General features: G+C 72.0%; 20 protein-coding genes. 13 read left to right on the top strand and 7 right to left on the bottom strand.

The window, feature by feature from the left end:
- The first annotated feature begins 229 nt into the window (after positions 1-229).
- Complete coding sequence (locus ACFWBB_RS38785) at positions 230-1312, top strand: sugar phosphate nucleotidyltransferase (protein ID WP_385282793.1); 1083 nt, start codon at positions 230-232, stop codon at positions 1310-1312.
- 191 nt (positions 1313-1503) lie between these two features.
- Here ACFWBB_RS38785 and ACFWBB_RS38780 read toward each other — a convergent pair whose 3' ends face one another.
- The 4 genes from ACFWBB_RS38780 to ACFWBB_RS38765 all read right to left on the bottom strand — a co-directional run bounded on the left by ACFWBB_RS38780 (position 1504) and on the right by ACFWBB_RS38765 (position 6243).
- Positions 1504-2508, bottom strand: coding sequence for a DNA-3-methyladenine glycosylase family protein (locus tag ACFWBB_RS38780; protein WP_385282790.1), 1005 nt, complete (start codon positions 2506-2508; stop codon positions 1504-1506).
- Between the two features lie 745 nt (positions 2509-3253).
- The gene (locus ACFWBB_RS38775; RefSeq protein WP_385282787.1) at positions 3254-4612 is read right to left on the bottom strand and encodes a coenzyme F420-0:L-glutamate ligase; all 1359 of its coding nucleotides are present in this window, start codon (positions 4610-4612) and stop codon (positions 3254-3256) included.
- Complete coding sequence (cofD, locus tag ACFWBB_RS38770; protein WP_385282784.1) at positions 4609-5568, bottom strand: 2-phospho-L-lactate transferase; 960 nt, start codon at positions 5566-5568, stop codon at positions 4609-4611. The genes ACFWBB_RS38775 and cofD overlap by 4 nt, the downstream gene beginning before the upstream one ends.
- 102 nt (positions 5569-5670) lie before the next feature.
- Positions 5671-6243, bottom strand: a complete 573-nt coding sequence (locus ACFWBB_RS38765) for a cysteine dioxygenase (RefSeq protein WP_385282781.1) — start codon at positions 6241-6243, stop codon at positions 5671-5673.
- A 732-nt stretch (positions 6244-6975) separates the two neighbouring features.
- Here ACFWBB_RS38765 and ACFWBB_RS38760 point away from each other — a divergent pair.
- From ACFWBB_RS38760 to ACFWBB_RS38750, 3 genes are all read left to right on the top strand, one after another.
- Entirely contained in the window at positions 6976-7245 is a 270-nt protein-coding gene (locus ACFWBB_RS38760) for a WhiB family transcriptional regulator (protein WP_020128551.1), read from the top strand.
- A 268-nt stretch (positions 7246-7513) separates the two neighbouring features.
- Positions 7514-11218 carry a glycosyltransferase gene (locus ACFWBB_RS38755; protein ID WP_385282776.1) on the top strand — a complete coding sequence of 1235 codons (3705 nt, stop codon included), beginning with the start codon at positions 7514-7516 and terminating at the stop codon, positions 11216-11218.
- Positions 11215-12774 carry a DUF5719 family protein gene (locus ACFWBB_RS38750; RefSeq protein WP_385282773.1) on the top strand — a complete coding sequence of 520 codons (1560 nt, stop codon included), beginning with the start codon at positions 11215-11217 and terminating at the stop codon, positions 12772-12774. Before ACFWBB_RS38755 ends, ACFWBB_RS38750 begins: the two co-directional genes overlap by 4 nt.
- Positions 12775-12856: 82 nt before the next feature.
- Here ACFWBB_RS38750 and ACFWBB_RS38745 read toward each other — a convergent pair whose 3' ends face one another.
- A complete protein-coding gene (locus ACFWBB_RS38745; RefSeq protein WP_385282796.1) occupies positions 12857-13309 on the bottom strand; it encodes a metallopeptidase family protein in 453 nt (150 codons plus the stop codon).
- Between the two features lie 293 nt (positions 13310-13602).
- On the opposite strand from ACFWBB_RS38745, the gene ACFWBB_RS38740 reads away from it, so the two are divergent.
- The 8 genes from ACFWBB_RS38740 to ACFWBB_RS38705 all read left to right on the top strand — a co-directional run bounded on the left by ACFWBB_RS38740 (position 13603) and on the right by ACFWBB_RS38705 (position 22727).
- Positions 13603-14025 carry a DUF3499 domain-containing protein gene (locus tag ACFWBB_RS38740; RefSeq protein WP_385282770.1) on the top strand — a complete coding sequence of 141 codons (423 nt, stop codon included), beginning with the start codon at positions 13603-13605 and terminating at the stop codon, positions 14023-14025.
- A gap of 597 nt (positions 14026-14622) precedes the next feature.
- Complete coding sequence (locus ACFWBB_RS38735) at positions 14623-15987, top strand: phosphomannomutase/phosphoglucomutase (RefSeq protein WP_385282767.1); 1365 nt, start codon at positions 14623-14625, stop codon at positions 15985-15987.
- A gap of 220 nt (positions 15988-16207) precedes the next feature.
- Positions 16208-16378, top strand: a complete 171-nt coding sequence (locus ACFWBB_RS38730) for a Trm112 family protein (RefSeq protein ID WP_307628530.1) — start codon at positions 16208-16210, stop codon at positions 16376-16378.
- Positions 16379-16546: 168 nt separating this feature from the next.
- Positions 16547-17680: an SIS domain-containing protein gene (locus ACFWBB_RS38725; RefSeq protein WP_385282763.1), complete on the top strand. Its 1134-nt coding sequence runs from the start codon at positions 16547-16549 to the stop codon at positions 17678-17680.
- 172 nt (positions 17681-17852) lie between these two features.
- The gene (gene manA / locus ACFWBB_RS38720; RefSeq protein WP_385282760.1) at positions 17853-19004 is read left to right on the top strand and encodes a mannose-6-phosphate isomerase, class I; all 1152 of its coding nucleotides are present in this window, start codon (positions 17853-17855) and stop codon (positions 19002-19004) included.
- 135 nt (positions 19005-19139) lie between these two features.
- Positions 19140-20120 carry a cation diffusion facilitator family transporter gene (locus tag ACFWBB_RS38715; RefSeq protein ID WP_385282757.1) on the top strand — a complete coding sequence of 327 codons (981 nt, stop codon included), beginning with the start codon at positions 19140-19142 and terminating at the stop codon, positions 20118-20120.
- 364 nt (positions 20121-20484) lie between these two features.
- Positions 20485-21942: an adenosylhomocysteinase gene (ahcY, locus tag ACFWBB_RS38710; protein WP_385282754.1), complete on the top strand. Its 1458-nt coding sequence runs from the start codon at positions 20485-20487 to the stop codon at positions 21940-21942.
- Between the two features lie 161 nt (positions 21943-22103).
- Positions 22104-22727: a hypothetical protein gene (locus ACFWBB_RS38705; RefSeq protein ID WP_385282751.1), complete on the top strand. Its 624-nt coding sequence runs from the start codon at positions 22104-22106 to the stop codon at positions 22725-22727.
- 23 nt (positions 22728-22750) lie between these two features.
- Here the strand turns inward: ACFWBB_RS38705 and ACFWBB_RS38700 are convergent, their stop codons facing one another.
- Complete coding sequence (locus tag ACFWBB_RS38700; RefSeq protein ID WP_385282749.1) at positions 22751-23776, bottom strand: RDD family protein; 1026 nt, start codon at positions 23774-23776, stop codon at positions 22751-22753.
- Between the two features lie 131 nt (positions 23777-23907).
- Here ACFWBB_RS38700 and ACFWBB_RS38695 point away from each other — a divergent pair, with 131 nt between their 5' ends.
- Positions 23908-24915 (top strand): stage II sporulation protein M, encoded by a 1008-nt coding sequence (locus ACFWBB_RS38695; RefSeq protein ID WP_385282746.1) that lies wholly within the window; start codon positions 23908-23910, stop codon positions 24913-24915.
- Between the two features lie 134 nt (positions 24916-25049).
- Here the strand turns inward: ACFWBB_RS38695 and ACFWBB_RS38690 are convergent.
- Positions 25050-25272 (bottom strand): hypothetical protein (locus tag ACFWBB_RS38690; RefSeq protein ID WP_385282743.1); only part of this gene is annotated, 223 nt, incomplete at its 5' end.

Here is a 25272-nt window from a genome sequence, read left to right as displayed (position 1 = left end):
GCCCCGGGGGCCGGAGCTGTCCCGGACGGCCGGAGCCCACATCCGGATGGGGGCACATTCAGCAGCCGTCGGGGGGCAGTCTCCTGGGACTGGGACTGAGACCGGGACCGGGACTGGGAATGGGAATGGGACGGAACACCAACGGCCTGGAAGTCGCCACACAACGGTCTGCATACACTGGCCGGTCGAATGACAGTTCGGCCGGTCCCGGCAGGAAGCAGAGACGACGGTGACAGAAGCGATCCTCCTGGTCGGCGGCAAGGGCACCCGGCTGCGCCCGCTCACGGTGCACACGCCCAAACCCATGGTCAGGGCGGCGGGGGTACCGTTCCTCACGCATCAACTGGCGCGGGCGAGAGCCGCGGGCGTGGACCACATCGTCCTCGCGACGAGCTATCTGGCGGAGGTCTTCGAACCGTACTTCGGCGACGGCTCGGCACTGGGTCTGCACATCGAGTACGTGACGGAGGAAGAACCCCTCGGCACGGGCGGCGCGATCCGCAACGTGGCGTCCCGTCTGCACTCGGGCCCCGACGACCCGGTCCTGGTCTTCAACGGTGACATCCTCACCGGCCTGGACATCGGAAGGCTGGTGGCCACCCACGAGGCGACGCGGGCGGACGTCTCCCTGCACCTGACGAAGGTGACGGACCCGAGAGCCTACGGACTGGTCCCCACGGACGGGACGGGCAGGGTCCTGGCGTTCCTGGAGAAGCCGCAGACACCCGAGGAGATCGTCACCGACCAGATCAACGCGGGGGCGTACGTCTTCCGCCGCTCGGTCATCGACACGATCCCGCAGAGCCGCCCGGTGTCGGTGGAGCGCGAGACGTTCCCCGACCTCCTCTCGGCCGGAGCCCACCTCCAGGGCATGGTCGACTCGACGTACTGGCTGGACCTGGGCACCCCGGCGGCCTTCGTCCGGGGCTCGGCCGACCTGGTCCTCGGCAGGGCACCGTCCCCCGCGGTCCCCGGCCGCTGCGGCGACCGCCTGGTCCTTCCGACGGCCCGGGTCGCGCCCGACGCGAAGCTGACAGGCGGCACGGTGGTGGGCGAGGGCGCGTTCGTCGCGGAGGGCGCGAGGGTCTTCGGCTCGACGATCCTCCCCGGCGCCGTCATCGAATCCGGCGCCGTCATCACCGACTCCCTCATCGGCACCCGGGCGCGGGTGGGTGAACGCTCCGTGCTCACCGGAACGGTCATCGGCGACGGCGCGATCGTCGGCCCCGACAACGAACTCCGTGAGGGCGCGAGGGTGTGGTGCGACGCGAGAATCCCGGCGGCCGCGGTCCGCTTCTCGTCGGATCAGTAGCCTGACAGCCTGACAGCCTGACAGCCTGACAGCCTGACAGCCTGACAGCCTGACAGCCTGTCCGGCGTTCGAGGACGAGCCCGCTCAGGCCGATCGGGGGTCAAGGGGGCCGAGCCTCTGACGAGGATGGGAACGGGTAGGGGCGGCGGGGGCGTAACCCCCGTGCCCAGCCCTCTCGGAGCGGCCGCCCCTCACAACTTCCCGATGTCCCCCCGGTACATCCGCGGCGCCCGCCGAGCCGGCACCCGCCCGCTCAAGAGGATCAGCCGAGCCGCCCGATGCCGCTGCCCCGCATACGGCTCCAGCAACTCCAGCATGAGGGAGTCGTCGGCTTCCCGGTCCCCGGCCAGCGCCCACCCCACGATCCCCGGCAGATGCAGATCCCCCACGGTCACGGCGTCCGCCGCCCCATGACTGCGCTGCACGGTCTCCGCGGACGTCCACGGCCCGATCCCGGACACGACCTCCAACCGGGCCTGCGCCTCGGCCGGAGCCATCCGCATCGCCTCCTCCAACCGGGCGGCCACTCGAACGGCGCGCAGGATCGTCGACGCCCGCTTGTTGTCGACCCCCGCCCGATGCCACTCCCAGGACGGAATCAGCGCCCAGGTACGCGGCGCCGGCATCACCCACAAGCGTCCGTCCGCCGCAGGTCCCGGCGCCGGCTCCCCGAACTTGCGCACCAACAGGCGCCACGCCCGATACGCCTCGTCGGTGGTGACCTTCTGCTCCAGCACGGAAGGGATCAACGACTCCAGCACCAGCCCGGTCCGCGTCAGTCTGAGCCCCGGCCGCCGATGCCTGGCCGTCGCCACGACGCGATGCCGGGGCACGAACGCCTCCGGCGTGTCCGCGGCCCCGAGCAACTGCGGCAACTGCTCCAGCAGCCACTCCGCGCCCGGCCCCCACGCCTCCCCGCGCACCGCGTCGCCGGCCGAGGTGACGCGCAGCGTCCCCGGCCCGGCGGGGGTGAGACTGGCCCGCCACACGGACCCGTCGGGTGTCGCGCGGAACGTCGGGTCACCGGGCCCTCGCCTGAGCGGTCCGAGTACCAGCCCGAGATCGAGCGGCCCCTCGGGCACCCAGTCCCGCACCCGCCCCGCCGCCGAGGCCTGCCGCGGCACACCGACGGGCACACCGACATGGCCGCCGCGCACGGACGTACGGGTGGGCCGGGGAGAGAACCGTCCTGACACGAATGAAATCCCGGTAGAGGAAACGAGCTGCCACGAGAGTCGCAGGAGAGCCGCGAGAGTCAAAGGGCTGCTACGAGAGTAGGCGCACACAAGCACAGACCCAGCGACGAGCGTAAACCCAGCGGCGGGCGCGGGCTCAGACCCAGCGACGAGCCCAGTCCCGGGACGGGCGCGGGCTCAGACCCAGCGACGAGCACAGACCCAGCGACGAGCCCAGTCCCGGGGCGGGCGCGGGCTCAGACCCAGCGACGAGCCCAGTCCCGGGACGGGCGCGGGCTCAGACCCAGCGACGAGCACAGACCCAGCGACGAGCCCAGTCCCGGGGCGGGCGCGGGCTCAGACCCAGCCACGAGCCCAGTCCCGGGGCGGGCGCGGGCTCAGACCCAGCCACGAGCCCAGTCCCGGGACGGGCGCGGGCTCAGACCCAGCCACGAGCACAGACCCAGGACGGGCGCGGGCTCAGACCCAGCCACGAGCACGCGCCCAGCCACCGGCACACGCTCAGCCACCGGCCCAGGCCCAGGCTCAGCCACGAGCACAGGTCACCGCTCGGTGCACCCAACCGCAGGCCCGCGCACATCACCGCAGACGTGTGCAGCGCATCGCCCGCACATCACCGCGGGCATGTGCAGCACACCGCGTATGCAGCACACCGCGCACCGCACGTCACGCCCCTATCGCGCCGCACGCGCACGTCACCGCACGTCACCGCACGTCACGCACCATCGCGCCGCGCACGCGCGTCTCACCGCACCTCTACGAAGTCCCGTACCTCCCGCTCACCCCGGGCCCGGGGCTCCTCCGCCGCGTGTCCGACCGCCACCGCTCCCATCGGGTCCCAGCCCTCCGGCAGCCCCAGCACTTCCCGCACCACGTCCCGGCAGAACATCGTGGACGACACCCACGCGGACCCCAGTCGCTCCCCGGCCAGCGCGACCAGGAAGTTCTGGACGCCGGCCCCGGCCGCGACCACGAACATCTCCCGCTCGGCCGCGTCCCGCCGCGCGTCACCGTACGTGTGCGACCCGTCCATCACCAGACACGGCACCACCAGATAGGGCGCGTCGCGCAGGACGTCCCCCCGCCGTACCCGCTTGGCGATGGACTCCTCGGACTTCCCGTCGCGCCGCAGATCCGCGATCCACGCGTCCCGCATGGCGTCCAGCAGCCGCACCCTCGACCCGGCCGACTCCAGCAGCACGAACCGCCACGGCGTCGTGTGATGCGGCGCCGGAGCCGTGACGGCCGCCGCCACCGCGCGCCGGACCGCCCCGGGATCGACCGGCTCGTCCGTGAACGACCGCACGGTCCGCCGCTGGGTGACCGCCAGCCGCACCGCCTCGGACGTCCCGAGCCGGAACATGTCGTCGCGCGCACCGCGCACCATGACCCGCGCCCCGGCGGCGCTCCCGGCAGGCCCGTCCTCGTCGCCTTCTCCGCCCCCGCCGGCCTCGGTCACGACGAGGTGCGCCAGTCCCCGCACCACGGCCACGGGCAGCCCGGCGGCCTTCCCCTTCACGAGGTCCCCGGCGGCGGCCAGCTCGTCCGCCGTGGCGACGACCGTCGCGCTCAGCGGATTGCCGTGCGCGTCCGTACCCCCGCGCAGATCGTCCAGCACCCGCACCCCGGCGGCCCCGATCGCCACGTCCGTGAGCCCGGTGCGCCAGGGCCGCCCGAAGGTGTCGGTGACGACGACCCCCACCTCGACGCCGAGCGCGTCCCGCAGCCCGTCCCGGATCACCCGTGCCGACGCGTCCGGGTCCTCCGGCAGCAACAGCACGGTCCCCGCAGGGGTGTTGGAGGCATCGACCCCAGCGGCGGCCATGACAAGACCCTGCCGGTTCTCGACGATCCGCAGTGCCCCGCGCCGGGCCACGACCCGTACGGTCTCGGCGTCGATCGCGGCCTCCCGGTCCCGCGCCCGGACGATCCGCCCCTCCGCCTTGGACACGATCTTCGAGGTGACGAGCAGTACGTCACCGTCGGCCAGGTCCGGCTCGGCGGCCGCGATCAGTTTCGCGAGGTCGTCCCCGGTCCGCACCTCGGGCAGCCCGCTCACGGCCCACACCCGGTAACCGGTCTCGAAGGACCCGGATCCGCTCATACCGCGCGCACCTCCTCCGCCAGCGCCAGCGCCTCCCGGGCCATCCGCGCCGTCGCGTCGAGGTCGCTCATCATCAGCGGGACGGCCCGGCAGCGGATCCCGGCCGTCTCCACCCGTTCCACCGTGCCCGCGTCCACGGTGTCGACGAGCCAGCCGTCCAGCAGACCCGAGCCGTAGTGCTCGGCCACCGCCGCGGCCGTCGACTCCACGCCGACCGCCGCGAGCACCTTGTCGGCCATGCCGCGCACCGGCGCGTCCCCGACGATGGGGGACAGGCCCACCACCGGTACCCCGGCCTCGGCGATCGCCTCGCGGATGCCCGGCACGGCGAGGATCGTGCCGACCGAGACGATCGGGTTGGACGGCGGGAAGAGGATCACGTCCGCCGCAGCGATGGCCTCCAGCACCCCCGGCGCCGGCTTCGCCTGCTCGGCGCCGACGGGCACGACCGCCTCCGCCGGCACCGCCGCCCGCAGCCGCACCCAGTACTCCTGGAAGTGCACGGCCTTGCGCTCACCGTCCATTTCGACCGCGACATGGGTCTCCACCCGGTCGTCGGTCATCGGGATGAGCCGGACCCCCGGCTTCCACCGGTCGCACAGTGCCTCGGTCACCGCGCTCAGCGGATACCCGGCGCCGATCATCTGCGTCCGCACGATGTGCGTGGCGAAGTCCCGGTCGCCCAGCCCGAACCACCCCGGTCCGGCGCCGTACGCCGCGAGCTCCTCCTTCAGGTGGAAGGTCTCGTCGGCCCGCCCCCAGCCCTGCTCCTCGTTGATACCGCCGCCGAGCGTGTACATCACCGTGTCGAGGTCCGGGCAGACCTTCAGCCCGAAGAGGTGGATGTCGTCGCCGGTGTTGCCGATGACCGTGATGTCCGCGTCCGGCACGGCCTGCTTCAGACCGCGCAGGAACCGGGCACCGCCGATGCCGCCTGCCAGAACCACAATGCGCATGGGAGCAAGTCTCGCAGGCGGCGACGATGCTCCGTCGGCCGGTTGTGGACAACCACCCGCCTGTGGAAAACCGGTCCACCCGTACGGGCCGACGGCGTCCGCTCACGAGCTGACGGCGTCCACCTGTCCGTAAGGCACGAGCGCCGTGCAGGCCATCGGGGTCGCCCCGGTTCCCTCGGTCCCCCCGGTGCCCGCGGCCGCCCGGAGCCGGGACTCGGGGAGCATGGGCATCTCCGTCAGCCCGGGGAAGTAGACGTGCAGGCTCACCGCCGGCTCCAGCGCGTCGTTGACGACCTCGTGCACGTACCCCGGCGCGAAGACCCTCTGCACCCCGGCCCCGAGCACCCGCTTGCCGCGCTCCGTGCGCTCGGTCAGCTCGCCGTCCAGGACGGTGAGCACACCGGAGGAGCGGCCGTGGTCGTGCAGCCCGCTGCCCTGTCCGGGCACCCAGGACAGCAGCCACACCTCGTAGCCGGGGCCGGTGCGCAGCCGGTGGTACCACCGGGTCGTCGCGTCGTACCGGACCAGGTGCGCCCACTGGGCCGGGTCGGCGGCGATCGAGCGGGCCAGGCCGACGAACTCGGCGACGGTGGCCGGGTGCTCGCGCGGTGCCTGGAGGAGGTGCGGGACTTCGAGGATGTCGCCCGCGATCTGGAGGTCGCTGTCGCTGTTCATGGGGTGCGGTGTCCTCGGCGGAAGAGGCGGAAGGAGTGGGGGCCGGCCGGGTGTCGCGTACCGTCCGCCCGGATCACGGGTGGAGCGGAGGCGCCCTGGTGTGGGCCGGAGGGAAACAGCAGCCGAGTCGCGGTGGACTCAGGAGGAGCAGCCGGAGCGCGTTGGGCTCAACAGCTGGAACGACGACAACAACTACAGCGAGCACGGGCAGCACCGTGGGACCCGGCGGAGCCGGTCGAGGTGAGTGCCAAGTTCGCGAGCATGCCCATAAGGACAGCGGTTCACACCTTCACTGTCAACTCGACGCCCGGTATGTGGGACCTGGTTCACCTCATCCGGTTCCTCTGCGAGGTGAAAGGTTTGTGCAGGGCACTACCGGGACACATGGCGCACATGCCGGGCGCGCAAGCCTCATGGCGATCCCGTGATCCGACTGTGATCAGGTTCGCTTCCGCGCGCGTGCCGCAACGGGACCGCATCTTTGGGCGTCTTCCCCGTGCAAGCACTGTGCGGGGGCGGTGGCCCTCCAGGGGCTCCATCTGCGTGTCGAGGTTTATGCCGATTTGAACACTTACTGCATGGCCTTGGTTCCGCAGAGTGAATAAGGGGCCCAATAGCAGATCTCGGCTTGACTCGCCCGGAGCAGCACACTTGTAATTTCACTCGTGTCGTTCAGCCGAAATCGGTAACGGCCACGTCACGGGGACGCGAAAGACAGAGCGAGGGGCGCACATGACCGAGCTGGTGCAGCAACTGCTGGTCGACGTCGACGACGCGGACGAGGAACTCGGCTGGCAGGAGCGCGCACTGTGCGCCCAGACCGATCCCGAGTCCTTCTTCCCCGAGAAGGGCGGCTCCACCCGCGAGGCGAAGAAGGTCTGCCTCGCTTGTGAGGTCCGCTCCGAATGCCTCGAGTACGCCCTGGCCAACGATGAGCGCTTCGGCATCTGGGGCGGCCTGTCCGAGCGGGAGCGCCGCCGGCTGAAGAAGGCGGCGGTCTGAGAACGGCCCGCTTCGACAGGCGCAGGGGCATCGCGGCATCGCGGTATCGCGGTACACGGAAACAGGGGTCCGAACGGCCCGTCGCACGTGGGTTGTCCACAGGCGGCGGGCCGTCGCCCGCCCGTCGCCCGTCCGCCGCCCCTCATCGAGGCGCTGCGCGCCGCCCCTTCTGGTTCAGCCGATAGTGTGGGCGCTCGTCCGAGACGCCCCGCCGCCCCACACGGCGCAGGCGTCCACCGCAGTCCACCGAACCGGGGCCCGTACCTCGATGTCCGTGCACAGCCACACGGCAGCCCATCAAGACAGCGCTGCCACACCTGAGTTCCCGCGTCATGTAGTGACCGCGGTGATCGTCTCCCACGACGGTGCCCGCTGGCTGCCCGACGCGCTCGCCGGGCTGCTAGGCCAGGAGCGCCCCGTCCAGTCCGTCATGGCCGCCGACACCGGCAGCTCGGACGACTCCGCCCGCCTGGTCACCGAAGCCCTCGGCGACGACCGTGTCCTGCACCTCGCCCGCCGCACCGGGTTCGGCCAGGCGGTCGAGGAGGCCAACCGCTCGGCACCGGTCCTCACCCCCGAGGAACTGCCGTACCTGAAGCGCCCCAGCGGCTGGGACCCCGTCACGCGAACGTGGCGCGACGACGCCTACGACCTGCCGGAGCTCCCGCACGGAGAGCCCGTCCAGTGGCTGTGGCTGCTGCACGACGACAGCGCCCCGGAACCGGGCGCGCTGGCGGAACTGCTGCGCGTGGTCGACAACGAACTCGAACTGGGCCGCGACGACGTGGCCGTCGTCGGCCCCAAGCTCCGCGGCTGGTACGACCGCCGCCAGCTCCTCGAGGTCGGCGTCACCATCGCCCACTCCGGCCGCCGCTGGACCGGCCTGGACCGCCGCGAACAGGACCAGGGCCAGCACGACCACGTCCGGTCAGTGCTGTCCGTCTCCACCGCCGGCATGCTGATCCGCCGCGACGTCTTCGACCAGCTCGGCGGCTTCGACCGCCGCCTGCCCCTGATGCGCGACGACGTCGACCTGTGCTGGCGCGCGCAGGCCGCCGGCCACCGCGTCCTCATCGCCCCCGAGGCCGTCGTCCGGCACGCCGAGGCCGCCTCCCGCGAGCGCCGCACCGTCGACTGCGCGGGCCGCACCAGCGCCTCCCCGCACAAGGTCGACAAGGCCGGCGCCGTCTACACCCTCCTCGTCAACAGCCGCACGGCCCTGCTGCCCTGGGTCCTGGTGCGCCTGGTCCTCGGCACCCTGCTGCGGACCGTCGCCTACCTCGTCGGCAAGGTCCCCGGACAGGCCGTCGACGAGATCCGCGGCCTGCTGGGCACCCTGCTGCGGCCCGAACGGATCATCGCCGGGCGGCGCAGGCGCGGGAAGCCGACGGTCGACAAGGACGAACTGCGCCCCCTGTTCCCGCCACCCGGCGCGACCGTGCGGGCCACCGTCGAACAGGTCGCGGGCGACTTCTTCGGCTCCTCCGACCCCGAAGCCACCTCCGGCGCGGGCCGGCACGGCGGCGCCGTCGAGTCCGGACCCGGCGGCGACGACGCCGACTTCCTGGAGATCGAGCAGTTCGCCCGGCTCAAGCGCATCGCCCGCAAGCCCGGCCCGGTCCTCTTCCTGGTCCTGCTGCTCGTCTCCCTGGTCGCCTGCCGCAACCTCCTCGGCGGCGGCGCGCTCGCGGGCGGCGCCCTGCTGCCCGCCCCGGCCGACGCCTCCGAGCTGTGGTCGCGCTACCTCGACGCCTGGCATCCGATCGGCACGGGCGGCACCCCGTCCGCCCCGCCCTACCTCGCGATCATCGCCACGCTGGCCACCCTGCTGTTCGGCTCGACCGGCCTCGCCCTCACCGTGCTGCTCGTCTGTTCGGTGCCGCTGGCCGGTGTCACCGCCTACTTCGCCTCCCGCCCGCTCGTCGGGTCACGCCTCCTGCGTGCCTGGGCGGCCGTCGTCTACGCCTTCCTGCCCGCCGCCACCGGCGCTCTCGCCGGCGGCCGGGTCGGCACCGCGGTCCTCGCCGTCCTGCTGCCGCTCATCGCCCGCGCGGGTGTCGCCGCGAGCGGCCTCACGCACGCGTCCGGCGCCCGCGGCAGCTGGCGCGCCACCTGGGCGTACGCGCTGCTGCTGACGATCGCGACCGCGTTCACGCCGATCGTCTGGCCCGTCGCGCTCGTCCTCGGCCTCGCGGTCCTGGCCGTGCGCCGCCGCGAGATCATCGCCTACGGCCTGCGCTTCCTGGCCCAGCTGGGCACGCCCCTGCTGATCCTCGCGCCCTGGTCGCTGTCCCTGCTGCCGTTCGGCTTCTTCACCCAGGCCGGCCTCGACTACGGCCCGTCGACCGCCACCGCGCTCGACCTGCTCGGCGCCAGCCCCGGCGGCCCCGGCACCGTCGACGGCCTGATGCTCATCGGCATCGTGCTGGCCGCGCTGGCCGCGCTGCTGCGCTCCCAACGCCACTTCGGTGTCTGGGCGGCCTGGGCGGTCGCCCTCGTCGGCCTCGTCTTCGCGGTGCTGTCCAACAGCTCCACCTGGGCCGGGCCCGCCACCCTCGTCTACGGCATCGCCCTCCTGGCCGCCGCCGTCATCGGCGCCGACGGGGCACGCACGCGTGTCGCCGAGCAGAGCTTCGGCTGGCGCCAGCCGGTGGCCGCCCTCATCGCCTTCGCCTCGGCAGCCGGCCCGCTGCTCGTCGCCGCCGGCTGGATGATCGGCGGCGCCGACGGCCCCCTGGAGCGGCGCGACCCCGTACAGGTGCCCGCCTTCGTCGCGGAGGAGGCCGGCAACCGTGACCAGCCCCGCACTCTCGTCCTCGACAGCGACTCCGCCGCCCATGTCGGCTACATGCTGGTGCGGGGCTCCGGCGCCCGCCTCGGCGACGCCGAACTCGCCGCGGCCGACGGTGGGAACAAGCAGCTCGACAAGATCGTCGCCAACCTCGTCGCCGGTTCCGGCGCCGACCAGGCGGACCAGCTCGGCAAGTTCGCCGTGGGTTACGTCCTCGTCCACAAGGGCGCGTCCCGCGAGGTCACCCGCGTCCTGGACGCCACACCCGGCCTGAAGCGGCTCAGCCAGCAGAACGGCAGCGCCCTGTGGCGGGTCGACCAGGAGGTCTCCCGCGCGGTCCTCGTCGCCGGTTCCGGCACGGGCAAGGCAACTCCCGTCGCCGCGGGCCCGGTCGCCATCCACACCACCGTCCCCGACGGCTCCGGCAGCCGCGTCCTGCGGCTGGCCGACGCCGCCGCCGACGGCTGGACGGCCACCCTCGACGGCAAACCCCTCGCCCCCACCACCGTGGACGGCTGGGCCCAGGGCTTCGAACTCCCCGGCTCCGGCGGGAAACTGGACGTCACCTATGACGACCCGTTCGCCCACACCGCCTGGTTGTGGGCGCAGGGCGTCCTCGTCCTCGTCCTCGTCGTCCTCGCTCTTCCCGGCCGCCGCCGCGACGTCGACGACGACCTTCCCGAGGAGGAGCCGGTCCCGGACCGGGCAACCGAGGGCGAGGGCCGCCGTGCCCGCCGCCTCCGCGCCCAGGCCGAGGCGGAGGCCGAGACCGGCTCCGAAGATCCGGGCCAGGACGGGGAGTTCCCGTCTCCCGCACCCGACGAGTTCCCGGTCGCGGTTCCGCAGCAGCAGGCGTACGGGGAGTGGGAGCAGACGGGGTACGCGGACGGCGGTTACGCGGGCGAGCAGTACCAGGGCGCCCAGCAGTACCCGGCGGGCGGATACGACCAGCAGGCCTACGACCCTTACCAGGCAGGCCAGTACGACTCGTACGCCTACGACGGCCAGGCACAGCAGGCGCCGTACGACGGCCAGGCACAGCAGGCGCCGTACGACCAGACCTACCAACAGCAGGGCTACGACCCGGCGACCTACGGCCAGGGCGGCTACGACCCGGCCTACGACCCGGACCGGCACCCCCACGGCACCGGCAGTGAGCGCCCCGACGGGAGCCAGCAGTGAACCGCACCACCCTGTCCCTGATCGCCGGCACGGCCGCGCTCGCCGCGGTCACCGGGTTCGCCACGCTCAACCAGCCCGACGCGTCAGCTCCGGACACCGCCAAAGCGGCCGCCGAACTGCCCGTGGAGCGCACGAGCCTGCTCTGCCCCTCGCCCAGCACCTCCGACCTCGCCGACACGGCGTACACGTCCTTCACGCCCGTCACCCAGGGCACGGACGGCGACGGCACGGCCCAACTCGTGGCGGCCACGCAGGAGTCGGCGGACGGGACGAGCGGCAAGCCGACCGACAAGGCGAGCGACAAGGCGACCGGCAAGACAGGCGACAAGGCGACCGACAAGACAGGCGACAAGAAGAAGGCGACAAAGCCGGTCCTCGCGCCCAAGGCGCCCGGAACCCCGGCCGTCGGTGACACGACCGGCGGCGAGGCGCCCGCACTGCTGGGCACCGCCGAGGGGAAGTTCGCCCCCGGCTGGACCGTCCAGGAGACCACCGAGGTCGCCGCCGGCAGCGGCCGCGGCCTCCAGGGCGTCACCTGCACCGCGCCGGACACGGAGTTCTGGTTCCCCGGCGTCAGCACCGTCGCCGACCGCACGGACTACGTCCACCTCACCAACCCGGACGACGCCGCCGCCGTCGCCGACATCGAGCTCTACGGCAAGGACGGCGCCCTCCCGACCACGGTGGGGGAGGGCATCACGATCCCGGCGCACTCCAGCGAGCCGATCCTGCTGTCCACGCTCACCGGCGAGAAGCAGGAGGACCTCACCGTCCACGTGAACGTCCGCAGCGGCCGTGTGGGAGCCGCCGTGCAGGCCGTGGACGAGAAGCTCGGCGGGGACTGGCTGGCCGCCTCGACCGACCCGGCGGGCACCCAGGTCGTCCCGGGCATCCCCAAGGACGCCACCGCCGTCCGCCTCATCGCCTACGCGCCGGGTGAAGCGGACGCGGACCTGAAGGTCCAACTCGCTTCCCCCTCCGGCCTGATCACCCCGGCCGGACACGAGACGCTGCACGTCAAGGCAGGCATGACGGCCTCGGTCGACCTGGGCGACGTCACGCGCGGGGAGGCGGGCTCGCTGGTCCTGACGCCGACGGGCCGGTCGGTGCCGGTCGTCGCGGCCGTACGGGTCCTGCGCGGCAAGGGCAGCAAGCAGGAGTCGGCGTTCATCAGCGCCGCCGCCCCGGTCGGCACGCGCGCGTCCGCCGCCGGAAACAGCGCCAAGGGCGCCACCCTCTCCCTGACCGCACCCAAGGGCACCGCCAAGGTCAAGGTCACCGCGTCCGCCGGCAGCGGCGGCGGCACAGCCGTGTCCAAGACGTACACGGTCGGGGCCGGCACCACCCAGGACGTCGAACTCCCCGTCCCCGCCGGCCTGAAGGGCACCTACGCGCTGACCGTGGAACCCCTCACGGACACCCCGGTCTACGCCGCCCGCACCCTGACGGCCACGGAGGAGGGCGTCCCGGGCTTCACGATCCAGACCCTGCCCGACGACCGCGGCACGGTGGCCGTACCCGAGGCCGACCAGGACGTCGCGGTGCTGCAGAAGTAACCCGGAAGGGCTGCCGAGGTCCCCGTAAGAGGCACGCAGGGACGCAGGGACGCCGGGGAGGCGGCGGTGCGGAAAAGGGACCTCAGTCCTCGCCGTAGCGCGGATCCACCGTCTCGGGCGTCAGCCCCAGCAGCTCCGCGACCTGCTCCACGACCACCTCGTGCACCAACGCGGCCCGCTCGTCGCGCCCCTTGGTGCGGATCTCGACCGGCCGCCGGTAGACGACGACCCGCGCCCGACGTCCCTCACGCGCGGGCATCGTCCCGCCCAGCGGAACCGCCTCGTCGTTCCACGGTTCCGGGGTCGCGTCCAGGCGCGGTACCTCCAGCACCATGAAGTCCATGTCGGCGAGCTGCGGCCACCGCCGCTCCAGCCGCTCGACGGAGTCCTGCACGAGATCCGCGAACACCTCGGCGCGGCTGGCCGCCAACGGAACCTGCGGCGGCGCGACAGGCCCCCGCATGCCCCGACCGTGGCGATCACGACGACGGGGTCCTGGGCCTGCGGCGGGGGGCGGCGGTACGGGGCTGTCCATCACTACTGAAGCGTAGTCCCCGCCGTGACCGGTGCCCGGCCCCACACGGCAACCGGGCCACCGCCGACCGCCGTACCCCGCATGTCGCGAGATGACCATTCCAGCCAAGGTTGGGCTCGATTCCGTACCTCTCCGAGACTGGCGAACTCATCGCAATTGATGCCGTTTGTGTCGAGTGGTGACCACGAGCCGCTGTCTTCCCGCGTTTAACCACTGGTGTTCACGCAGGTCAGCGGGGTATGACTGGAGAGGCGCGTGGGGCGTTTCACAACCCGACACGGTGGAGTGACCTGGTGGAGAGTCGTCGCGGCCCGCTCAAGAGTGCGGTACCGTCCAACATCGTGAGCCCTGTACGTCGCTGTTCGCGAACTGCCTGCGGCCGGCCCGCCGTCGCGACGCTGACGTACGTCTACGCCGACTCGACCGCGGTCCTCGGCCCGCTCGCCACCTATGCCGAACCCCACTGCTACGACCTGTGCGCCGAGCATTCCGAGCGCCTCACCGCCCCGCGTGGCTGGGAGGTCGTCCGGCTCCTCGACAGTTCGGCTCCCGCGCGCCCCAGTGGTGACGACCTGGAAGCGCTTGCCAACGCCGTCCGCGAGGCGGCCCGCCCGCAGGGACGCGCGGCCGGGACCGGCGGCGGCGGACGCACGGCGGACCCGATGGAGGTCGCGCGCCGCGGCCACCTGCGGGTGCTGCGCTCGCCGGACAACTGACCCGGTCCCCATCCCGCGTCCGTGCGGACCGACGCCGCTCATCGACGCGCTGTTGTCGAGGACACGGCCACTTCCCGCGGTCCGGCAACGGGACCTCGCTTCCCGTGCGACCGAACCGCGACCGGAGACGTCCCGTCCCTCCCGACGAGGCCTGCGCAGAACGCGAGTTCCCGCCCTGGCGTGCCGAATCGCCTGCGCCTTTGCCCAGTTCGCGGCCTCCACGCGCTCCTCCGCCCGCGCCTCCGCTGCAACTGGCCGATACCGGGTCCGCCTTGGAGCGTTCCTGCGGCTCCGACCGCCGTACCGCACACGCGCGTGCCCCCGAAGCGGTACGCGCGTCGTTGCCGCGGCACCCACCGCGAGGAGTCGGCCGACGACCTGTCGTACCGACGGACGGCCCGCTCGTCCACCCGGCCGGGATCGCCACCGCAGAGCCCCGCGCGCGACCGGAGGGCTCCGCAGTGGTGGCCCCACCTCGGACGGCGGCACGGAACGGCGGCACGGTTGCGTCCGCGGGTCCACTCGGCGGCCCCACCGCGGACGGTGAACCGGCCCGGGTAGTTTGTGGTGACCTACAGGACCTCAGGAAGGGTGGCCGTGGCTGCTGATCTGTCACAGCTCGTGAAGGCGTACGACGTGCGCGGGGTGGTCCCGGACCAGTGGGACGAGTCGCTGGCCGAGCTGTTCGGGGCGGCCTTCGCGCGCGTGACCGGCGCCGAGGCGATCGTCGTGGGCCACGACATGCGCCCTTCCTCGCCCGGCCTGACCGGCGCCTTCGCGCGCGGTGCGTCGGCACTCGGCGTGCACGTCACCCAGATCGGCCTCTGCTCCACGGACCAGCTGTACTACGCCTCGGGCGCGCTCGACCTGCCCGGCGCCATGTTCACGGCCTCGCACAACCCGGCCCGCTACAACGGCATCAAGCTGTGCCGCGCGGGCGCAGCCCCGGTCGGCCAGGACACGGGACTGACGGAGATCCGTGAACTGGTGGAACGCTGGATGGACTCGGAGGCCCCCGCACCGGCCCCGACCCCGGGAACCATAACCAAGGCCGACACGTTGAAGGACTACGCGGCGCACCTGCGCGCACTCGTCGACCTGACCTCCATCCGCCCCCTGAAGGTCGTGGTCGACGCGGGCAACGGCATGGGCGGCCACACCGTCCCCACGGTCTTCGACGGCCTGCCCCTGACGCTCGTCCCGATGTACTTCGAACTGGACGGCACCTTCCCCAACCACGAGGCCAACCCCCTGGACCCGGCGAACCTCGTGGACCTCCAAAGGCGCGTCCGCGAGGAGTCCGCGGACCTCGGCCTCGCCTTCGACGGCGACGCCGACCGCTGCTTCGCCGTCGACGAGCGGGGCGAGCCGGTCCCCCCGTCCGCGATCACGGCCCTGGTCGCCGCACGCGAACTGGCACGCAACGGCGGCAAGGGCACGATCATCCACAACCTGATCACCTCCTGGACCGTCCCGGAGGTGGTGAGGGAGAACGGCGGCACCCCCGTCCGCACCCGCGTCGGCCACTCCTTCATCAAGGCGGAGATGGCCCGCTCCGGCGCGATCTTCGGTGGCGAGCACTCCGCGCACTACTACTTCAAGGACTTCTGGAACGCCGACACCGGCATGCTGGCCGCCCTCCACGTCCTCGCGGCCCTCGGCGGCCAGGAGAGCCCGCTCTCCTCCCTGGTCGCGGAGTACGACCGCTACACCGGCTCCGGGGAGATCAACTCGACGGTCGCCGACCAGGCCGACCGCATCGCCGCGATCAGGGCGGCGTACGGCCACCGCGAGGACGTCACCCTGGACGAACTCGACGGCCTGACCGTCTCCTCCGCCGACTGGTGGTTCAACGTCCGACCCTCCAACACGGAACCCCTCCTCCGCCTCAACGCGGAAGCCCGTGACGAACCGACGATGGCCAAGATCCGCGACGAGGCACTGGCCATCATCCGAGCCTGAAGCCCTCCGGCGCACCAGCCGGCACACCAGGAAGACGGCGGGGGCGGACCCTCACCGCGTCCGCCCCGACGCACCCCCCACCAGCGCCACCCGGCGAGCGCCCCTCCCGTCCTGCCGCCGCTCTTCCCACCCTCCCGCCCAGTCCCGCCCAACCCCTCCGCCCCAACCTCACCAGCGGTACCCTGACCAGGCACATCCGCACACCCCGAAGGGACACCCCATGCCGCTCGAAGCCGGCCTCCTGGAGATCCTCGCCTGCCCCGCCTGCCACGCCCCCCTCAAGGAGCAGGACACCGAGCTGATCTGCACGGGCCAGGGCTGCGGCCTGGCATACCCCGTCCGCGACGGCATCCCCGTCCTCCTCGTCGACGAGGCCCGCCACCCCGCGTAACAGCGGGCCCGCGACCGCCGCCCGGCCCGCTGCCGTCCAGGCCCCGAGCGGCCCCGGCGCCCCGCCCGGCACCAGCACCACCCCACCCACCCGGGCGACCCCTCGCTGCATCTCGCCCTCCCCGGCCCCGCACACCGACGACGCCCCTGGCGATCGGAGACTGCCGACATGCTCGACGACTCGCTGCTCGACACGCCGGATGCCCTCGCCGAGGCCGACCGCCGAGCCCTTTTGCGCGGCGCGGCCGAAGCCGGCGCCCGAGTCCGCACCGCCGCCCGGCACGCGGCCGAGGCCGGCGTCCACACGCTCCAACCGGACGGCCGCCCTCGCGCGATCCTCATCGCGGGCCCCGGCGCCGCCGCCACCTGCGTCGCCGACCTTCTCGGCACACTGGCCGGCGCCGCCTGCCCCGTCATCCGTCTGACGCCCACCGGCGTCGCTCCCGCCGCAGGCGCCCTGCGCTGGGAACTCCCCGGCTGGGCCGGCTCCGTGGACCTCCTCCTCATCGCCACCCCCGACGGCAGCGAACCCGGCCTCTCCCTCCTCGCCGAACAGGCTTACCGCCGCGGCTGCACCGTCGCCGCCGTGGCCCCCGCCGACTCCCCGCTCACCGAAGCGGCGGTCGCCGCCCACGGACTGTTCGTACCGCTCGCGACCGCACCGTACGAACACGACGAGCGGGTCCCGGCCGCGGCCTCCGCCCCCGATGTCCTCTGGGCCCTCCTCACCCCGCTCCTCGCCCTCCTCGACCGCATCGCCCTGCTCTCCGCCCCGCCCGAGGAGCTCGAACGCGTCGCCGACCGGCTCGACAAGGTCGCCGAACGCTGCGGCCCCGCCGTCGCGACCTACAGCAACCCGGCGAAGACCCTGGCCGCCGAGCTTGCGGACTCCCTCCCGGTGATCTGGACCGAAGGCACCTCGGCCGGTCCCGTGGGCCGCCGCTTCGCCGCCGCCCTCGCCGAACTCGCCGGCCGCCCCGCCCTGGTGGCCGAACTCCCCGAGGGTCTCGCCGAACACAACGCGATCCTCGCCGGCCCCCTCGCCTCCAGCGCCGACCCGGACGACTTCTTCCGCGACCGCGTAGAGGAAGCCCCCGCACTGCACGCACGCGTGGTGCTGCTGCGCGACCGCCCGATCGACGGACTCACCGCCGCCCCGGCCGCCCGCGACCTGGCCCTCAGCCACGACACGCCGATCAGCGAACTCGAGCCCGAAGCGGGGGACGAACTCATCACCCTCGCCGAACTGATCGCCACCACGGATTTCGCCGCCGTCTACCTGGCACTCGCCTCAGGAGCCTGACCCGCCCCCGACCGCCCCCGGAGACGGCAGCAGACAGACAGCAGCCGACAGACGACAAGCGGCACGGCGGACGGCAGACAGCAGACGGCCGAACACCAGCAGCCCGGCTGGCCGGAGGACCGGCTGGCGGGAGGACCGGCAGACCGGCAGACCGGCAGGCAGAGAGAACCGCATGGACCGCCTCGACAACACCGTCCGCCCCTACGCCTGGGGTTCCCCGACCGCGATCCCGCACCTGCTCGGCACCGAGCCGACCGGCGAACCGCTGGCCGAGATGTGGATGGGCGCCCACCCGGGCGCCCCCTCACGCACCGACCGGGGCACCCTCGTCGAGGTCATCGACGCCGACCCGCAACGGGAACTCGGCGCGGCGACGGTCACCAAGTTCGGCCCCCGCCTCCCGTTCCTCCTCAAGATCCTCGCCGCCGGAGCCCCCCTCTCCCTCCAGGTCCACCCCGACCTCGCACAGGCCAAGGAGGGATACGAGGACGAGGAGCGCCGCGGCATCCCGGTCGACGCCCCGCACCGCAACTACAAGGACGCCAACCACAAGCCCGAACTCATCTGCGCCCTCACCGAGTTCGACGGCCTGTGCGGCTTCCGCGCCCCCTCACACGCGGCCGACCTCCTGGACGGCCTCGGCGTCGACTCCCTCAAGCCGTACGTCGACCTCCTGCACGCCCGTCCGGAGGAAGCCGCCCTGCGCGAGGTCCTCACGGCGATCCTCACCGCCGACCGCGAGGAGATGGCCCACACCGTCGCCCAGGCAGCCGCCGCCTGCGACCGCCTCGGAGGCGACTACACCCCCTACGCCGGCATCGCCCACCACTACCCCGGCGACCCCGGCGTCATCGCCGCCATGCTGCTCAACCACGTCCGACTCCAGCCCGGCGAGGCCCTGTTCCTCGGCGCAGGCATCCCGCACGCGTACCTCGACGGCCTCGGCGTCGAGATCATGGCCAACTCCGACAACGTCCTGCGCTGCGGCCTCACCCCCAAGCACGTCGACGTCCCCGAACTCCTGCGCATCGTCCGCTTCGAGCCCGGGGACCCCGGAGTCCTGCGCCCCGAAGCCGCCCCGGACGGCGAAGAGGTCTACGACACCCCCATCGACGAGTTCCGCCTGTCGCGCTACGTCTTCTCGCCGGGCGCCCCCGCCCACGACCTCACCCTCCGAACCCCGCAGATCCTCCTGTGCACCGCCGGCACCGTCCGGGCGGGCGAGTACACGCTGACGCCGGGCACGTCTGTCTTCGTCCCCGCGGGGCACAAGGCCGAAGTGACCGGTGCGGGTACGGTCTTCCGAGCCACGGTCGTCGTATGACCCCGGTCGCGACGACCTGACGCACCGCTGTCGGCCGAGCTGCAAGAATGAGCCTCCGGCAAAGGACGGGCAAAACCGAAGACGGGCCGCGCCCAGCACGGCGTACGCACGAAAGCGAAGGGACAACGCGAACACATGAGCGCGTCAGGCGGCACCAGGGCGATCGTGGCGGCACTCGGCGCCAACCTCGCGATCGCGGCATCGAAGTTCGTGGCGTTCGCGTTCAGCGGCTCGTCGTCGATGCTCGCCGAGGGCGTGCACTCGCTCGCCGACTCCGGCAACCAGGCCCTGCTCCTCATCGGCGGCAAGAAGGCCCAGCGCGAGGCCACCCCGCAGCACCCCTTCGGCTACGGCCGCGAGCGCTACATCTACGCCTTCCTCGTCTCCATCGTCCTCTTCTCGGTCGGCGGCATGTTCGCCATCTACGAGGGCTACGAGAAGATCAAGCACCCGCACCAGATCGAGCACTGGTACTGGCCCGTCGGGGTCCTCGTCTTCGCGATCATCGCCGAGGGCTTCTCCTTCCGCACAGCCATCAAGGAGTCCAACCCCCTGCGGGGCGAGCACTCCTGGAAGGAGTTCATCCGCCGCGCCAAGGCCCCCGAGCTCCCGGTCGTCCTCCTGGAGGACTTCGGCGCTCTCGTCGGCCTGGTCCTCGCTCTCGGCGGCGTCGGCCTCGCGCTGCTCACCGACGACGGCGTCTGGGACGGCATCGGCACGCTCTGCATCGGTATCCTGCTCGTCCTCATCGCGCTGGTCCTGGCCGCCGAGACCAAGTCCCTCCTGCTCGGCGAGGCCGCCGGCAGCGAAGACCTCCGGAAGATCGAGTCGGCTGTCGTCGACGGCGACACCGTCACCCGTGTCATCCACATGCGAACCCTCCACCTCGGCCCCGAGGAACTGCTGGTCGCCGCCAAGATCGCCGTCCGGCACGACGACACCGCCGGCCGGGTCGCCACCGCCATCAACGCCGCCGAGGCCCGCATCCGCACGGCGGTGCCCATCGCCCGCGTCATCTACCTCGAGCCCGACATCTACAGCGAGGCCGAGGCCGCCAAGGGTCCCGACCCCGAGGCGGCCCCCGGCGGCCCCTCCCAGCACCCGGCCGAGCACTGACCCGCACGCACCACCCCGACAGGGCCCGCCCCCCCCGCGGGCCCTGCCGCCGTTCCACCCCTCTACTTCCACCCCTCTACTTCCACCGCTCCCTCCGCCCGCTCACGGACCGTGTTCGGCGCGATCCGATCGGACGTGGGCTGGGGCCGCCCCGCCACTCCGGTGTAGCTTGGAACGGAGCCAGACGTCGCTGCTGATGGCGGTCGGGCGGTCCCAGTGCGGACCGTCCGAGGGAGAGAGGGCCTCCGACGACTGCGCTGCGCGCACGAGGGCATGCCTGTGTCCTTCTCGGGCACCCCTGTGTCCGCCGCCGCGCAGACCAGCCGTACCCACTCTCTCGACCCAACCCGAGGAGCAGCTCACCATGACGACTGTCGACAACCGACAGGACTTCAAGGTCGCCGATCTCTCCCTGGCCGTTTTCGGCCGTAAGGAGATCACCCTTGCCGAGCACGAGATGCCCGGCCTGATGTCCATCCGCAGGGAGTTCGCCGCCACCCAGCCGCTGGCCGGCGCCCGGATCATGGGCTCCCTGCACATGACGGTGCAGACGGCCGTCCTGATCGAGACCCTGGTGGCGCTGGGCGCCGAGGTCCGCTGGGTGTCCTGCAACATCTTCTCCACCCAGGACCATGCGGCCGCGGCGATCGCGGTGGGCCCGAACGGGACGCCCGAGGACCCGCAGGGCGTCCCGGTCTTCGCCTGGAAGGGCGAGAGCCTGGAGGAGTACTGGTGGTGCACGGAGCAGGCGCTGACCTGGCCGAACACCCCCACCGGCGGCCCCAACATGATCCTGGACGACGGCGGCGACGCCACCATGCTCGTCCACAAGGGCGTCGAGTACGAGAAGGCCGGCAAGGTCCCCTCCGCGGACACCGCCGAGTCCGACGAGCACCGCGTCGTCCTCGAACTCCTCGGCCGGACCATCAGCGACGGCTCGCAGAAGTGGACCCAGCTCGCCTCGGAGATCCGCGGTGTCACCGAGGAGACCACGACGGGTGTCCACCGCCTGTATGAGATGCACCGGGACGGCAGCCTGCTGTTCCCGGCGATCAACGTCAACGACGCGGTCACCAAGTCGAAGTTCGACAACAAGTACGGCTGCCGGCACTCCCTGATCGACGGCATCAACCGCGCCACCGACGTCCTCATCGGCGGCAAGACGGCGGTCGTCTTCGGCTACGGCGACGTCGGCAAGGGCTGTGCGGAGTCGCTGCGCGGGCAGGGCGCCCGGGTGATCGTCACGGAGATCGACCCGATCTGCGCGCTGCAGGCGGCGATGGACGGCTACCAGGTCACCACCTTGGACGAGGTCGTCGAGACGGCCGACATCTTCGTCACCACGACCGGCAACAAGGACATCATCATGGCCGCCGACATGGCCCGGATGAAGCACCAGGCGATCGTCGGGAACATCGGCCACTTCGACAACGAGATCGACATGGCCGGCCTGGCGAAGATCCCGGGCATCGTCAAGGACGAGGTCAAGCCGCAGGTCCACACCTGGAAGTTCCCCGACGGCAAGGTCCTCATCGTGCTCTCCGAGGGCCGTCTGCTGAACCTGGGCAACGCCACCGGCCACCCCTCGTTCGTGATGTCCAACTCCTTCGCGGACCAGACGCTGGCCCAGATCGAGCTGTTCACCAAGCCCGAGGAGTACCCGACCGACGTCTACGTGCTGCCCAAGCACCTCGACGAGAAGGTCGCCCGCCTCCACCTCGACGCACTCGGCGTCAAGCTCACGACGCTCCGCCCGGAGCAGGCCGCGTACATCGGTGTCGAGGTCGAGGGTCCCTACAAGTCGGACCACTACCGCTACTGAGTCCGCAGCTCCACCCGCTGAAAGCGCGTCCGTGCACTGACGCGCTTCTCAGCACCAGGTAGGTCCTCCGAGGCAGGCCCCCGCACCCCCGTGCCGGGGGCCTGCCCCTTCGGCCTACGGCCGGACCGAACCGGACCAGCCCGTCACACCCCAGGACCCCCATGCCCCGCGGCCGATATTCGCTCCACGATCCGCACGATCACACCCCCCTCGCACACGAGCACTTCCAATGCGCCCCCGGCCCGTCCGGCTGGCGCTACGTCTCCCAACTGACCACCCCCACCGGCGACGATCACACCGGCTCCGTCGACCTCACCCTCGACGACCTCGGCCGCCCCCTCCGCCTCGAACTCCACGCGAGCAGCTGGCAGGTACGCGGTGCTGCCCTCGACGGCGTCACCTGGGTCCGCACCGACCCCACCGGTACCCAGGCCACAGAAGGCAACGTCCCCGCCCATGCCTTCACCGGCACATCCCCCGCGTTCCTCATCGCCACCAGTCGACTCCTTCGCCTCAACCCCTCTCCCTCGTCCCCGGCAACCCGAGTACGCCTCGTGGCCTTCACCGATCCGGTCCTCGCCCCCCGCACCGTGGACCAGTCCTGGGCCTTGCTGAGAAGAGAAGCACACGCCACTGACAACGGCCCCCTGACCGTGGACGAATACCAGGTCACAGCCCTGGACACCGGGGAACAGCACATGATCCACATGGCTGGGGACATCGTCCTCGCGGCCCCCGGCATCGAGCTGGAAGACCTCGAAACACCCCCGTCGACATTCGACTGAACCCACCCCCGACGGGGCGTGGGTTACGCCGGGGGCACGAACCCAGAGGCCGACCCCCGTGCCTGATCCGCTGGCGACTCCTCCGCAGCCACCACGGGCCGCGCCTCGTCCGACAACGGCCCCCCAGCAGCCACACCTGGCGACGGAGCCCCCGCAGGCCCATAAGACACCGGCGCCCCGTACGGCGCGGGCGCCCCGTACGGCGCGGGCGGACCGTAGGGAGTGGGTGGCCCGTAGGTTCCCGGCGTACCGACCCCCGCGCTGTCCCTGCCCCCAGGCCCGTGCCACTCCGCCCGGGGACCGTTCCCGAAGGCCCGCCGCGCCTCGCGGACCTGCCGCTCCTGCACGACCGCCGTCAGATAGGCGGCCGACGGCACCCCCTGGGGTACCGGCGACCCCGTACGCGCTGCGAGATCACCGGCCAGCCGCTCGGCCATCGCCCAGCCGACCTGCGGATCCAGCTGGTTCATCCGACCCAGGTACTGGCGGATCGCCAGCCACAACCCGTCCGGCACCGCCGAAAGATCGAGCGCCTGGAATCGTCCCGCCAGCCAGGGCGGAGGCGGCGGCAGAAACCCGGACCGTGACACAGGCACCCGCTCTCGCACCACCAGCGTGCCGGCGAACACATCGCCGAGTCGTCGCCCCCGCGCCGACACGAGCGAGGCGATACAGGCCACCACCCCGATCGTCAGCAGAATCTCCACCACACCCAGCGCACCACGCACCAGCGCGTGCCGGAACCGGATCGGCCCACCGTCGTCCCGCACCACCCGCAACCCGCACGCCATCTTCCCGAGCGACCGCCCATGACTGAGCGTCTCCACCGCGATCGGCCCGCCGACCAGCACCAGCAGAAACGTGGCGATCGACAGCGCGATCTGCGCCGCCTCGTCCAGGGACGCCGTCGCCGCCAGCAGAGCGATGCTCACGACGACGTAGACCACGAAGGCCACGGTCAGGTCCAGCAGCGTGGCCAACGCCCGGCTGGGCAGCCTGGCAGGCCGCAGCTCCAACGCCACGGCCTCACCCGTCACCAGCTCACTCACGCCCGTCGTCCTTTCCCTGGCCTGCCCCCGAGAACGGCCAGTCTGCCAAGCTGAGGGCGCATCGCGCCGCAGTACGACAAGCTGACATCCATCACCGGCCGCCGACGAACAGCCGAGGAGCAGGCACACCGATGGACCTCGACGTCTTCGTCTCCGCCCACCGAGCCGAATGGGACCGCCTCGACGCGCTTCTGCGTCGCCAGCGCAGCCTCACCGGCGCCGAGACCGACGAACTCGTCACCCTCTACCAGCGCACCGCCACCCACCTGTCCCTGATCCAGTCCAGCGCCCCCGACCCGCAGCTCACCGGCCGCCTCACCCAACTTGTGGCACGCGCGCGCAGCGCGGTGACAGGAACCCGCCGCGCCTCATGGCGCGACGTGACGCGCTTCCTCACACAGGGCTTTCCCGCCGCGGTCTACAGGTCACGGCACTGGTGGGTGCCCACGGCACTCCTCTCCACCGCCGTCGCCGCGCTCCTGGGCTGGTGGATCGGTACCCACCCGGAAGTCCAGTCCTCCATAGCGGCCCCTGACGAACTGCGCGAGCTCACCCGACCCGGCGGCCTGTACGAGACGTACTACTCGAGCCACCAGGCCGCGGCCTTCGCCGCCCAGGTCTGGACGAACAACGCCCAGGCCGCCGCGATGTGTCTCGTCCTGGGGGTCTTCCTGGGCCTGCCGGTCCTCTGGATCCTCTTCCAGAACATGCTCAACCTCGGCGTCGGAGCCGGCCTCATGTCCTCGGCAGGCCGGCTCGACACCTTCCTCGGCCTCGTCCTCCCCCATGGCCTGCTCGAGCTGACCGCTGTCTTCGTCGCGGCCGGCACCGGCCTTCGCCTGGGCTGGACAGTCATCGACCCGGGCCCGCGCACCCGGCGTACCGCCCTCGCAGAAGAGGGCCGAGCCGCGGTCGGCATGGCGATCGGCCTCGCACTCGTCCTCTTCGTCTCCGGCGCCATCGAAGGCTTCGTCACCCCGTCCGGCCTACCGACATGGGCCCGCGTCACCATCGGCATCACAGCCGAACTGGCCTTCCTCACGTACGTCTACGTCCTCGGCGGCAGAGCCGCCCGGGCCGGGGACACAGGTGACGTCGAGGCTGCCGAGCGCAGCGCCACGGTGCCGACGGCCGCCTGATGTGCGGATGGCCCCGCCGGGCTGCTAGTCTCCTCTTCGCCCCACAAAAGCCGTTGACACGGAGTGCGCGGGGAGGTAGATTCGAACAGTTGCCTGGAACTGGACAAGGTCCGGTCGGCAGCGGTTAGTATCTGTCAGCCTCTTGAATCTCTGATTCCAAAGAGGCCCCCGATTAAGTCAGAAAATGAATGGCCGGTCAGACCGGCCCGGAACTTCTGATAAAGTCGGAACCGCCGGAAAGGAAACCGCGAAACAAAAGCGGGAACCTGGAAAGCACCGAGGAAATCGGGTCGAGAAAAGATCTGATAGAGTCGGAAACGCAAGACCGAAGGGAAGCGCCCGGAGGAAAGCCCGAGA

The organism is Streptomyces sp. NPDC060000 (assembly GCF_042737375.1).
Taxonomy (GTDB): Bacteria; Actinomycetota; Actinomycetes; order Streptomycetales; family Streptomycetaceae; genus Streptomyces.
The sequence above is the reverse complement of the archived record's forward strand: the minus strand, read 5'-3'. Positions and strand labels throughout refer to the sequence as shown.